Below are 12,196 nucleotides of genomic sequence, written 5' to 3'. Positions count from 1 at the left end.
AGGCGCGCAGGCAGGGTCCGCGGGATGAATGCAGATCCTGACCTGTCCACCGAATCGCCCGTTTTGTCGGGCGTGGCGGAGCCGACCCAGCCCGATATCCGCGTCGGAACGATCGCCTCAGCGATCGAGGAAGGGGAGAAAACGCTCCTCTGGATCGATTTCGGGGCGCATCTGGGTGTCCGTCGGGCCATAATGACCCTGGCGAAACGCTATCGTGCCCCCCAACTGGTTGGCAGGCAGGTTTGTGCTGTGGTTAATCCGCAGCTGAATAACACTACCGTGAATCAAGTGCTGGCCCTCGGCATGCCGGATCGCTCCGGTGATATGGTCCTGATCTGTCCGGACCACCGTGTGCCAGATGGAGGAAAACTGTTCTGATGGCTACCAACTACGCAACCGTCACCTGGGACCAGCTGCATCGCGACGCACGCACCCTCGCTTCGGCCCTGATGGCGCGTGGCGCTTTCAAGGGAATTGTGGCCGTGACGCGTGGGGGGCTCATTCCCGCTGCCATCATCGCGCGCGAGCTCGATTGTCGTCTGGTCGAGTCTATCTCGGTTATCTCCTACTCAGGCGAGAGCGCTCAGGACCAGAAGGAACCCCGCGTGGTCAAGGCGCCGATCGCTGCAGGCGATGGTGAGGGTTTCCTGGTGATCGACGATCTGGTCGATTCCGGCGAGACGGCCAAGGTCGTGCGCGACGTGCTCCCCAAGGCGCATTTCGCATGTCTTTACGCCAAGCCCAACGGCAAGCCGCATACGGACCAGTATGTGATGGAAGTGGCGCAGGACACCTGGGTTCTGTTCCCCTGGGATACGGCTCCGCTCTTCGTGCCGCCGCTTGCACGTAACCTCGGATAATTCTTCAGTTTTTTTGTTGCGCTGCCCTTTCACCCTGCCGCGAGTTGCGGTAGGGTCCGCGCGTTCGGGGCGTGGCGCAGCCTGGTAGCGCGCTTGTTTTGGGTACAAGAGGCCCCCGGTTCGAGTCCGGGCGCCCCGACCACCACCAGGGGTATCGCGATACGCGCCCTTAGCTCAGTTGGATAGAGCAACAGCCTTCTAAGCTGTGGGTCGCTGGTTCGAATCCAGCAGGGCGCGCCATTTTCCCAGGTTTTTCGCCCCTCACGGTTTGCAGGACTTCCAGATAATTCGTCCGCCCTATCGGTAGGTACGCGTAAGGCTGGCACGAAATTCCCAAGAGCGGCTACAGCCGGGACGATGATAAGCTCATCTCATGGAATATAGTCTCCCCGCATCTTTATGCCGAAGGTCAGGATCTGAACATTCGGCAGCGCGAGAGGAGAGACGAAGGCTTCGACCCGCGGTCTCTCAAGCCTGTTTCTAACTGCACCCCAACGTCGCCTCTCGAACTTTCGGATCACCTCCGTCTGCCTCGCGCATCCTTCCGGGCTATGTGCTTTTTAGCTCGGTCAGGGCGCTCAACGACGTAACACGGCGTCAGCGACATCGATCAGGCGTGGCGACCCGGTACATGGTTGGCGCGTGTCCCCGTTACACGCCTCGTCACGAAAAGACGGTGGGTATCGGTCAGGATGCTTCCATGAGGTATGTCGTGGCGATATAAAAATCTCAGCTCTGCCCGCATGATGAATTTGCCCAATGGAAATGCCTGCTGACGGAACAATGAATAGCTTCGCGGCGCCCTGTGCAGGGCTCCTTCTGTTGTCTGGGACAGGGGGGTATCGTGCCTGACACGTGCGCTCGGCCCGGCGCGAGCGCCATGAAAACCTCGCGTCATCGATTGCGCACGGGTCTGGCCGGTCTTTGCGGGGTGGCGTCTCTATGGTCGGCCGATGTCAGTCAGGCGGCCCTTGCGCAGGACCCTCTTGTGCAGGACACGCTGCCTTCGCTGGGCAATTACGCCATCAAGCACTGGACCACACAGGACGGACTGCCGCAGAATTCGATACGCGATATCTCGCAGGGGCCTGACGGGCGTATGTGGTTCGCCACATGGGAGGGCCTTGTTTCCTATGACGGACTGAATTTTCATATCCAGAACCGTGGCAGCGATCCGCCTCTTCCGGATAACGGCATCGGCGCGCTTGTGACCGATGCGGCTGGTGATATGTGGTTCAGCGATGCGCGAGGCGATATCGGCCGCCACGATATCGACGGGTCATGGCATTTCTGGCCCCATGAATCGAGCGCTCCGGCAACGTTGATCCAGTCGATGAAGATCGACCGCAAGGGCGATGTCTGGCTGCTTTATGAGAATCACGGCCTGGGGACCATGTCTCATTCCGGTGTGTTTCACTACAACGCGCCGGGACCGAACCAGCCTCTCTCAACCGTGTATCGCAACATGGCGTTCGATTCTTCTGACGCGCTATGGGTAGGGACCTATAGCGGTATCGTCATTCGCGAGGCCAATGGGCATGTGCATCAGCCTCCGGCATCCTGGAACCTGCCTCACGGCCTTTCGTGGCCGTATCATGCCCCGGATGGAACATTCTGGGTTGTTTCCGACAGCCGTATCTTCTCGATTGTCGATAACAGACCGGAGCTCGCCTATGACCTGCGCAACCATGGTCGTGTCACGGCACTGCTGCAGGACCGACACAAGGCACTCTGGGTCGGCACCGAGGACCATGGGCTGATACGCCTGAGCGGCGACCGCATCGAAACCATGCCCGATACGCTCGATCCGGCGGCGGGGCGTATTCTCTCGCTCGCGGAAGACCGTGAAGGATCGATCTGGGTCGGGACGAGCGCAGGACTGTTCCGTCTTCAGGAGACGCCCTTCAGCGCCATACGTCGCCATAACGGTCTGGCAGGCGATTTTGTCCGTACGGTCATGGAAGACCATGCGAATAATCTCTGGGTCGGCACCGATGGAGGATTGTCAGAGATCATCGGTGACGGGCCGCCCCAGACCTGGCCTCTCCCTACGCGTTCCGGTCATCAGCCGGAAGTACTTGCAAGTGTCGAGGCCCGTGACGGCACGGTCTGGCTGGGAACTTACGCCGATGGCCTGTTCGGGATTCTCGCCGATGGAACGATACGGCATCTCGATGCAGGCAATGGTCTGCCACCGGGGAATATACGGGCGCTCGCTTTCGATGCTGCAGGTCAATTGCTGATCGGAACACAGCATGGGCTCTATACCCTCGATGATACGGGGCAGGTGCACCACGTCGCAGTACGGAATCCGCCGTCCGGTCTGATCACTGCTTTATATGTTGAAGGAGACAGGATCTGGGTCGGGACACTGGACGGCGTCAGGATCATCCATGAGGGGAATACGCAGGCGCTCAAATTCCATGGTCTCGATGGTGCCCATACGATATTCGGCTTTCTGCCGATCGGGACAGATCTCTGGTTTACCTCGGATCGTGGCCTGTATCGCTACCGTCATGGCAAAACAGCTCATGTGGGGCGTGCTGCGGGGCTGCCGGTGGATTCCGTGTTTGCCCTTGCGCAAGATCATGATGGCTATGTCTGGGCGACAAGCAATCGGGGTATCTTTCGCATTCTCCTGACCGATCTTGAGAAGGCTGCAGACGGCGCTCAGCACCATCTGTCCCTTATCCAGCTCGATGAGAGCAATGGTCTGAGCAGCAGCCAGGCCAGTGGCAGCGCCCAGCCGAGCATTGCCTTGCGTCGTGACGGTTCGCTCTGGATCGCCACGGCGATCGGTATCGCCAGAACCGAGCCCGCACGGTTCAATGACTTCCTCATCAAGCCGCCGCCGCCGCCCGTGGCGCTCGATGGAATCGCAGTGGATGGGCGTGACATACGCTATGTGCGCCGTGGCGGCGTCCTGCATGTGCCGTCACGGCACAATCTGACGATACGCTATACCGCACCGAGCTATATTGCCCCGGCCGAGATCATCTTCCGGACGACGATCAAAGGCTCTGGCGCAAGCTGGACGACAACAGGTAAGGCGAGAACGCTTGAGCTCACCTCTCTTCCGCCCGGCCGATATACTTTGAGTACCGCGGCGGCGCATCCCGGACAGGCCTGGCCGCAGCCCGTCACCCTGGTGGATTTCGTCATCGACCCGAAATGGTGGCAGAGAAGGCGCTTCTGGGTGTTCTGTACCCTGATGCTCGGGGGGCTGATCGGTCTCTCATACGGCGCCATTGTATGGCGGTACCGTGTCGAGGCGCGAAAACTCTCCAGAATCATCGAGCGACGTACCCGGGATCTCCAAGCGCAAACGACGAGGCTGGAGCAGGCCGATATGGAGAAAGACGCCCTTTTGGCGCGTCTGAACATACAGATGGAGCTGACGGCGAAACAGGCGCGAGAGGATGCTCTCACCGGGGTCTATAATCGCCGCGCTTTCGATGAAGCTGTAGAAACCATGCTCAGCGGGGTCCGGGATGGTGGGCCGGAATTCTGCCTGGCGATCATCGATATCGACCATTTCAAGGCAATCAACGACAATCACTCCCATCAGAGCGGCGATCAGGTGCTGCGTGAGGTGGCCTCGCTGCTCAAGGCAGGGACCCATGCCGCCGACATGGTTGCGCGTATCGGAGGCGAAGAATTCGGCGTGCTCCTGCCTGCACAGAGTCTTCAGGCAGCACAGGCGCGGCTTGAGAGCCTGCGCGAGGATTTCCATGGAAAATCGGAGTGGGAAATTCCGGCCCTGGAAGGTGGCGTGACCTTCAGCGCAGGGCTGACCCGCTTCGAGCCGGGCGATACGGTGAAGTCGCTCCTCAAACGCGCAGACAAGCTCCTTTATGGCGCGAAACATGCAGGTCGGGATCGTATTCACGTAGCATGATTGGACGGTAACATTTCGATCCCGCATCGACCAGCCGCAGCCGAGATGCCCTTTCGCGGCGGGAGCGGGATAACTCTGGTGCGCGGATGACGAAACTCCCCGAGAGGCATGACGGAGGACGATCGGACATCCCATCGACCCGATCGGGACGAAAAGGGAGGGTTTGCCCGGAAGGCGCGTCATTATTTTTTAACCCATTGCGGGCGCGTCAGGCATGTTTGGACTTTTGTAACGAATCATAAAATCGTAGGAACAAAAGGAGGTGCCCGGACGCGTGATCTGGCGTTGTGGTCCATATGGAGCAAGCTTCCGGCAATGGTCGATAAGATGGCGGCGTGGAACGGCCTGGAGGCCTACGACATACTCGATACGCCGCCGGAGCGCGGCTATGACGATCTCGTTGCGCTTGCGAGCCAGATCTGCGCCACGCAATCTGGCGTGGTCAGTCTGATCGACAGCGATCGCCAGTGGTTCAAGGCCCGCATCGGCACGACGCTTTGCCAGACAGCACTCGATGACGCCATTTGCATGATGGTTGTCAGGCAGAACAGGGTCATCGAGATCGAGGATCTGAGTCTGGACGACCGCACGGCTGCAAACGCGCTGGTGGTGGGCGAACCCCGACTGCGCTTTTATGCGGGTGTCCCGCTTCGTACCCCTTTCGGCACGATCGGGGCGCTTGCCGTGTTCGACCCTGTGCCCCGACCCGGGGGGCTTACACCGATGCAGCGTGCCTCTCTTGAGAAGCTCGCGGGCCTCGCAGTGGATCTGCTCGAACTCCGGCGTCAGAGCATGGCGCAGGAGAAAGCCCGGACACGCTGGCGCAGTCTGTTTCAGACCATGCAGGACGGCTTCATCATAGCGCGGGTGGAACGCGACGAGACGGGCCGCGTCATCGACTGGTGCTATAACGAGATCAATCCCGCCGCCGAAGCGCAGACAGGGATTCTGGCGTCTGAGGCCATCGGTCGCACGACGTGCGATGTGTTCAAGGCGCTCGAACCGTACTGGATCGAGTTTGCAGGTCGTGCGGTCGATGAGAGCCGGCCCATTCCTTTTCTCAAGGAAGCACGGGATCTCGGGCGGATCTACGAGGGAATGTTCTATCCGCTCGAGCAGGATTTCTTTTCCATCACCTTTCGAGATGTGACCGAGAGAATGGCGGCTGAGAAGCGCCAGAGCGGCCTTGTGGCGCTGGCGGATGTGCTTCGTGACGGGCGCGATATTGCGGCCATGATCACACAGGCCATGGCCGTCATCGGCAAAGCGTTCGGGGCGGACCGGGCGACCTACGGTGAACTCGACCACGAGATCGAAACCCTGACCGTGGCGGAAGGGTGGTCTCTGCCCGGCATGCCTGCCATCATGGGAACGTATCGCTTCGATGATTATGGTAATCTGCGTCAGACGCTTCTGGCTGGCGAGGCGCTCGTCATTACCGATGTCGTCACCGATCCAAGAACTTGCGACGAGAGCGAGGGATGGCTCGCCCTGAAAGCGCGCGGCGTGATCAATATTCCCGTTCGGGAGGATGGGCGCAATGTCGCCCTCATGCTGGTGCATTTCTCCACGCCCCATGAATGGACGCGCGATGAAATCCACTGGCTGCATAATGCAGCGGACCGGCTCGAAGTCGCCATTGCCCGCCGGAGAGCGGATGAAATGCAGGCCGTCGTCAACGGGGAGATTGCGCATCGTCTGCGCAATACTCTGGCCATGGTGCAGGCTGTCGCACGCATGACCCTGCGTGACGCCCTGTCCAAGGAGGAAGCCAATCGTTTTTACGAGCGGCTTCAGTCATTGGGGCGTGCTCATGACCTGTTGCACGGAGATGATCAGCGTGCCGCGCATCTGGGCGATCTGGTGGCCAACATCCTGCGCGATGCCAGCATGCTCGAGCGTTGTCGGTTGAACGGGCCAGTCATCCGCCTTGGATCGCGCGCAGCGATGTCGACTGCCTTGCTTATTCACGAAATGACGACGAATGCCTGCAAGCATGGGGCTTTGCGCGTGCCGGAAGGCGAGATCGATATCCACTGGGAAATCATGTGCGCCAATGGCAATCAGGAACTCGTCCTGCACTGGGAGGAACGGAATGGACCGCCCGCTGTCACCCCCGTGCGTGGCGGGTTTGGCTCCCGTCTTATTTCATTTGGTCTCATTGGAACGGGAGGCGTTGTGCTGCGCTATGAGCCAGAAGGTCTGTCAGCCAGTTTCAGGGCTGATGCAGAAAAGATCATGAGGACATGATGGCGTACAGCACGGCGTGCTTCCAGTCCACGACACTCACCGTTCTGGTGGTGGAGGACGAGCCTTTGCAGCGCATGAGCCTGATGGATCTGGTCGAGGAGGCGGGATATGATGTCGCCGAGGCCTCGGACGCCGATCAGGCCCTGATTGTTCTGGAAAGCCGCCCCGATATCCGTATCATCCTCGCCGATGTCGACATGCCCGGAAGCATGGATGGACTGCGTCTTGCTGCAACAGTGCGCGACCGCTGGCCCCCTATCGAGATCATCGTGACAAGCGGCAGGGGAATTCCGCAATTATCGAGTATTCCGGCCCGCGCCATGTTCCTGCCCAAGCCCCTGAACGAGCAACGCGTCAAGGAAGCCCTGACCCTCTTTGCCTGAACCATGCTTGCGCGGTCTGGATAGATCGACGAGGACGGCGGTCCGGATGAGGCGAGGCGACAGGGGTCAGTCCGAGGGCAGCGAGACAGCGTCGACCGATGGCTTGCGGTGTGCGGCAACACAGCTCAACACGCTGAGCACGATGAAGCAGAACGCCCCGATTTCAAGCGGGTGTGGCAGTCGCCAGTCCCAGAGAAAACCATAGAGCAAGGCGAACAGCGTCTCGAACAGGATCATCTGACCTGTCAGGGTGAGAGGAAGCAACCGGCTCATGCGGTTCCACAGGGCGTTGCCGCAGAGTGATGCGATAACAGCAACACCCGCTGAGACGGACGCAAATTTCATCCATGCTGCGTGCGGATGCGCGGTGTCGTCCATCAGCAGAGCGACGACGAGCAGGATGACGGCCTGGGCGCCGGTCACGAGCCCGGTCAGCAGGTTCCATTCATGGGATGAGACACGGTGCAACCGTCCGAGCGCGCGGCTGTTGCCCACTGCAAAACCGGTCCATGAGACGAGCGCAGCGCAGGCACAGAGCAATCCAAGCACTGAAGAGTGGCCGGCCTCTGCACCTGAGCCACCCTGAAACACCGCCTGCCATCCGACGCAGAGAGCACCTGTCATACAGAAAAACAGGGAAGGAGCCAGCTTGATGAAAGCCGGGGCATCGTCATCGCGGCTGCCAATGATTGTGACAGCGACGGGCATGAAACCGATCACGAGTGAAGTGAGGGCGATTCCGCCTTGCTGTACCGCCATGGAGAGCATGACATAATAAAAACTATTGCCGAAAAACGAGAGCCAGAAGAGGGATTTCCAGTCGCGCTTTTCCAGAATGCGGCACAGGGCAGGTAATCTGGCCCCAAGAAGCAGTATTGAGATGAGCCCGTAAGCCAGATAGCGGCCCGCGGCGAGATCGAGCGGGCTGAAATCCCGAATAAGCTCGGGGGCCAGAAACACCAGCCCCCAAAGCGCGCCCGCCCCCGCCCCGCAGATCAGGCCGAGCGGAATATTACGATGGGGCTCTTGTGACGTCATGAATGCTTCTTATCCCCGGCCGGTGGTGTTGTCGCCTTGCGGTTATGGCGTGTTCCCGATGGCCCCCTGCGGCGTATCAGACGCCTCAACCCGATCACACCCCCGGCGAGTGAGACCAGCGTGACACTCAGGAGCACCGGAAAAACAAGGATGAGCCGCGTCAGGGGAAGACGAAGCCAGGGAAAGAAATCGAAGTCATGCGGACCATAGATGATCCAGCGTGATCCGCGCGCTGCACCGTCGACGACAAGCAGAGGCAAGCCTGACTGCCCGTCGAGATAAAGCTGTACGCCGTCGGATCCCGTCACGCGGTAAACCGGGAAAGAGCGGGTAACGTGGCGTGTGGAAAAATAGAAGCGATCATCTCGTTCGAGTTTCGTTACAACGCCCTGCAGCCCTGTTTCGCGAACGGCAGCCTCGACAGCATTCTGTGTCAAGGGAAACGGATCGAGGTGGCTATTCAGGCGCTGCGTCGTTCCGTCGGCATTCGTCCCTACAAGAAAAGGATGGCCACCCAGCGAAGCCGCCCGCAAATCCCGGAAATGCCGATCGGGATGGGCGCTCAGACTGGCCATCACGGTGTCAGGCATGTCGTCCGGGAGAGCTGTATAGAGTTTTGTGGTCCAGTCCGGTGCGTCGCGACGTGCGAGAAACCCGCCCGGATTCATGGTCAGAAAGCCGGTCACGATCCAGGAGAGCAATAACGGGCCAAACGCCAGACCCGCGATATGATGCAGGTAATGGATATGGCGGTAGGGTGAGATGTGTCGGCCGGTATTCAGACGGCGCCACCCGATCCACAATCCGAGCAATGTCAGAACAATTCCCGCACCGGAAAGAACGATCAGGACATTGGACCAGAGTTGGGCATGGCGTCGCAAGAGTGATGGGTAGAGCCAGTGCGGTATGGCACCGACCCATGCCCAGAAGCGCGATTGCCGTGTCGTTGCCTGCACGACATCGCCGGTAAGGGGGGAGAGATAAAGAATACTGCCAGAGGTGCTATCGCTGTCATAACGATAGAAACCTGTTTCACGCCCTTTCGTGTTCATGATCCACTGATCATCCCTTTTGATCCCGCGGAAAGTCAGCACGCCCTGATCCCCGGTTGCGAGGGCGTATCGACGGGCGTCGTCAAGAACATCATCGGGGGAAAGGAGGGACGACGAGCCCGTATCCCTGGCGTCAGAACCCGCCCCGGAAGACGCCATGACGATCCGCCCGTCACGCAGATCATGACTCGTTGTCAGGCCCTGAAGGGTCACGGTCTGCAGGAGCGGGACACGGCCGGCCATGGTCAGACGAAAACTGCGATAAGCCTCGTGCAATCGCGGGAAAACGGGAGCGATCCTTAAGTCGATAACCCCATGCGCCATGCGTGATGCAGCAGGATCCGGGACAGGCCATGCCTGCCACAGCATCACCATGCCCGAGAGGCACCACAGGATCATCATTGTTCCCACCGTGATACCGAGCCAGCGATGCATGAGGAAGGCCAGACGAACGATCCTCTTGCGTCGTTTTAACGAGGATGAGGGGGCGGCCATCAAGTACCGCCTTCTGCAGAGCCGCTGACTGGATCGGTCCTATCCGGTACGGTGACCAGGCCATCCGCGACCACGGTATCGAGGCGTGCGCTCTGACAGGGGGTGCTCAAAGGAGAAGTCTGACGCCGCGCTTTCTCTGCGAGGAGCGTTTGCGCCGTCTGATGGGCAATCACAGGTAACTGAAGAGATGCGACGTATGCCATGTCATCACTGTCGGAAGACCCCGGATCGAATGGCAATGTCCCGATCGATTTGTGGTGCGTACGGTGACGGGAAACAAGGAAATACGCGTGCAATGGGCGGAGCATTTCAGGTCAGGCTCTTTCCCGCGGTGTCGGTGCCTGAAGATCGGCGTCCCCTCTCTCGGGGCTGGAAGGGTAAAGCACGACCATTAAACCGGGGGGCAGATATCAGGGGGCGATGGTCACGCCACTGTCGCGCAGAGCGCTCAGGCAAGGTCCGTCATCCGGAGCAATGCCCCGGCAGGCGGAGCGGATGAGCGTCGTGGTAAAGCCCAGTTTCAGTGCGTCGCGGGCTGTGGCGTTGACGCAGAAATCGAGGGCCAGACCGCAGAGCACCACATGCTCGATACTCAGACCGCGCAATAACGCATTCAGTCCTGTCGAATGGCGGCGCTCATTGTCAAAAAAGCCGGAATAGGAGTCACAGGCGGGATCGAGGCCCTTATGGATGATGTGACTTATGCGGCTCCGATCAAGCTCGCTTGGAAAATCTGCCCCCGCGGTGCCCGCCACACAATGGACCGGCCATGGTCCCCCCTCAGAAATGAAAGAGACATGTGCGGCCGGATGCCAGTCCCGTGTCGCGATGATCGCGGCAAAGTCCTGTCGAACGAGCTGGTTTACCGGTGGCAGGATCAGATCCCCCTTCGGTACGGCCAAGGCGCCGCCCGGCAGGAAATCATTCTGAACATCAACGATGATCAGGGCCGTTCTGGCCGGGTTCTGCAAGGTGGGCACCATTCACAGGCTCCATGAGGTGCGTCACGCGGGCACCGGGACAATTCCCGACCATCAGTGACCGATAACGTGGCGCATGTCATCGCCGAAATGATGCAAAGCGTCCTTGGCCGACATGTGGCGCCTGTGCCCATTCTCGGTGACGATGGTCACGGTTGCCGTCATGCCAGCCGCCAGATGCAGGTCGGGTGGTAACTGGTCGATATGTACGCGCACCGGAATGCGTTGGGCGAGACGCACCCAGGTATAAACCGGATCGACGGAGGGCAGGCCCTGTGTGGCCGTGCTGGCGTTCATGCTGGAAATACCGCGCGTGATGCTCTCCACATGGCCGAATACCGGATGATGCGCTCCCATAAGATCCATGCGCACCGGATCGCCTATCTCGATGTTATGGACCTTGGTTTCCTCGAAATATCCGTCCACCCAATAGGAGGCGGAATCGATGATCTGGATATTCACATGGCCAGCCGTGGCAAAATCACCGGGGCGCATCAGGAGATTGGTGACGTAGCCGTCGATCGAACTATGAACGATGGTGCGCTCGAGATCGATGCGCGCCTGTCGTAACGCAGCTTGCGCTGCGTCATATTGCGCGTGGGCCTGCGCGGCCGCCGCGGCATATTGCTGCTTTTCCTCTCCCGATACGGCAACGCCCGGAATGATCCGCCGCCGCTGGAACTGCGATAGTCGGAAATCGAGATCGGCCTTGCGTTCGGCCAGATTGGCTTCTGCGGTTGCGACCCGCACCTTGAAGTCGAAAGGGTCGATGACATAGAGCACGTCCCCCTTGTGAACGAATTCGTTGTCCTGAACGCGTACCTCTAGGATCTCGCCCGAGACACGGGGGGCCATGTTCACCACCTGCGCGCGTACCTGCCCGTTCCGGGTCCAAGGGGCTGCGGTGTAATAGTCCCACAGGATCACGATGACGACCCCGGCAACGACGAGGATCGACAGGGTGATGAGCCATCTGATCAGGCGTGAGGCGCGAGCGAGCACGGGCAGGGTTCTTTCACAGGAGCCAGGTATAGAGGCCGAGCAGACAGACCAGCAGGCCGAACTGGGCGAGGGGCGGATTCCAGAAAAACCGCCAGAGATTGAGCCTGCCGAAACACCACCGTATGAGTGCGAGCGTCAGCAGGGCGAGAAAGAGATTGGCGATGAACGCCGAGACCAGCACGCCCTCGAGATCGACAACTTCACTCATCGACAGGCTCCCTCGAGGCAGGTCTTGACA

Annotated in this window: 10 protein-coding genes and 2 tRNA genes; 7 read left to right on the top strand and 5 right to left on the bottom strand. The window is 59.8% G+C overall.

From position 1 onward, the window contains the following. The first annotated feature begins 24 nt into the window (after positions 1–24). The 7 genes from AA0535_RS06525 to AA0535_RS06495 all read left to right on the top strand — a co-directional run bounded on the left by AA0535_RS06525 (position 25) and on the right by AA0535_RS06495 (position 7,391). Positions 25–378, top strand: coding sequence for a tRNA-binding protein (locus AA0535_RS06525; protein WP_264815129.1), 354 nt, complete (start codon positions 25–27; stop codon positions 376–378). Further along, entirely contained in the window at positions 378–860 is a 483-nt protein-coding gene (gene gpt, locus AA0535_RS06520) for a xanthine phosphoribosyltransferase (protein WP_264815128.1), read from the top strand. Before AA0535_RS06525 ends, gpt begins: the two co-directional genes overlap by 1 nt. A 65-nt stretch (positions 861–925) precedes the next feature. Continuing rightward, positions 926–1,002, top strand: a tRNA-Pro gene (locus AA0535_RS06515). Positions 1,003–1,023: 21 nt separating this feature from the next. Beyond that, positions 1,024–1,100: transfer RNA gene (locus AA0535_RS06510), tRNA-Arg, on the top strand. Between the two features lie 640 nt (positions 1,101–1,740). Next, positions 1,741–4,758: a ligand-binding sensor domain-containing diguanylate cyclase gene (locus AA0535_RS06505; RefSeq protein WP_264815127.1), complete on the top strand. Its 3,018-nt coding sequence runs from the start codon at positions 1,741–1,743 to the stop codon at positions 4,756–4,758. A 315-nt stretch (positions 4,759–5,073) separates the two neighbouring features. Then, entirely contained in the window at positions 5,074–7,008 is a 1,935-nt protein-coding gene (locus AA0535_RS06500; protein WP_264815126.1) for a GAF domain-containing protein, read from the top strand. Continuing rightward, complete coding sequence (locus AA0535_RS06495; protein ID WP_264815123.1) at positions 7,005–7,391, top strand: response regulator; 387 nt, start codon at positions 7,005–7,007, stop codon at positions 7,389–7,391. Before AA0535_RS06500 ends, AA0535_RS06495 begins: the two co-directional genes overlap by 4 nt. A gap of 66 nt (positions 7,392–7,457) precedes the next feature. Here the strand turns inward: AA0535_RS06495 and AA0535_RS06490 are convergent, their stop codons facing one another. The 5 genes from AA0535_RS06490 to AA0535_RS06470 form a co-directional block, all read right to left on the bottom strand. Beyond that, a complete protein-coding gene (locus AA0535_RS06490; RefSeq protein WP_264815121.1) occupies positions 7,458–8,429 on the bottom strand; it encodes a DMT family transporter in 972 nt (323 codons plus the stop codon). Further along, on the bottom strand, positions 8,426–9,976 hold the full coding sequence (locus AA0535_RS06485; protein WP_264815120.1) for a PepSY domain-containing protein: 1,551 nt from the start codon (positions 9,974–9,976) through the stop codon (positions 8,426–8,428). Before AA0535_RS06485 ends, AA0535_RS06490 begins: the two co-directional genes overlap by 4 nt. A 410-nt stretch (positions 9,977–10,386) precedes the next feature. After that, positions 10,387–10,959 (bottom strand): nicotinamidase, encoded by a 573-nt coding sequence (locus AA0535_RS06480; protein WP_264815119.1) that lies wholly within the window; start codon positions 10,957–10,959, stop codon positions 10,387–10,389. 51 nt (positions 10,960–11,010) lie between these two features. After that, positions 11,011–11,958: an HlyD family efflux transporter periplasmic adaptor subunit gene (locus AA0535_RS06475; RefSeq protein WP_264815118.1), complete on the bottom strand. Its 948-nt coding sequence runs from the start codon at positions 11,956–11,958 to the stop codon at positions 11,011–11,013. A 13-nt stretch (positions 11,959–11,971) separates the two neighbouring features. After that, positions 11,972–12,166 carry a DUF1656 domain-containing protein gene (locus AA0535_RS06470; protein WP_127103535.1) on the bottom strand — a complete coding sequence of 65 codons (195 nt, stop codon included), beginning with the start codon at positions 12,164–12,166 and terminating at the stop codon, positions 11,972–11,974. Positions 12,167–12,196 lie beyond the last annotated feature (30 nt).

This window comes from Asaia krungthepensis NRIC 0535 (genome assembly GCF_025995175.1).
Taxonomy (GTDB): Bacteria; Pseudomonadota; Alphaproteobacteria; order Acetobacterales; family Acetobacteraceae; genus Asaia; species Asaia krungthepensis.
The sequence above is the reverse complement of the archived record's forward strand: the minus strand, read 5'-3'. Positions and strand labels throughout refer to the sequence as shown.

Coding starts and splice junctions, on each gene's coding strand:
- AA0535_RS06525 (WP_264815129.1), top strand. CDS start 25: ATGAATGCAGATCCTGACCTGTCCACCGAATCGCCCGTTTTGTCGGGC.
- gpt (WP_264815128.1), top strand. CDS start 378: ATGGCTACCAACTACGCAACCGTCACCTGGGACCAGCTGCATCGCGAC.
- AA0535_RS06505 (WP_264815127.1), top strand. CDS start 1,741: ATGAAAACCTCGCGTCATCGATTGCGCACGGGTCTGGCCGGTCTTTGC.
- AA0535_RS06500 (WP_264815126.1), top strand. CDS start 5,074: ATGGTCGATAAGATGGCGGCGTGGAACGGCCTGGAGGCCTACGACATA.
- AA0535_RS06495 (WP_264815123.1), top strand. CDS start 7,005: ATGATGGCGTACAGCACGGCGTGCTTCCAGTCCACGACACTCACCGTT.
- AA0535_RS06490 (WP_264815121.1), bottom strand. CDS start 8,429: ATGACGTCACAAGAGCCCCATCGTAATATTCCGCTCGGCCTGATCTGC.
- AA0535_RS06485 (WP_264815120.1), bottom strand. CDS start 9,976: ATGGCCGCCCCCTCATCCTCGTTAAAACGACGCAAGAGGATCGTTCGT.
- AA0535_RS06480 (WP_264815119.1), bottom strand. CDS start 10,959: ATGGTGCCCACCTTGCAGAACCCGGCCAGAACGGCCCTGATCATCGTT.
- AA0535_RS06470 (WP_127103535.1), bottom strand. CDS start 12,166: ATGAGTGAAGTTGTCGATCTCGAGGGCGTGCTGGTCTCGGCGTTCATC.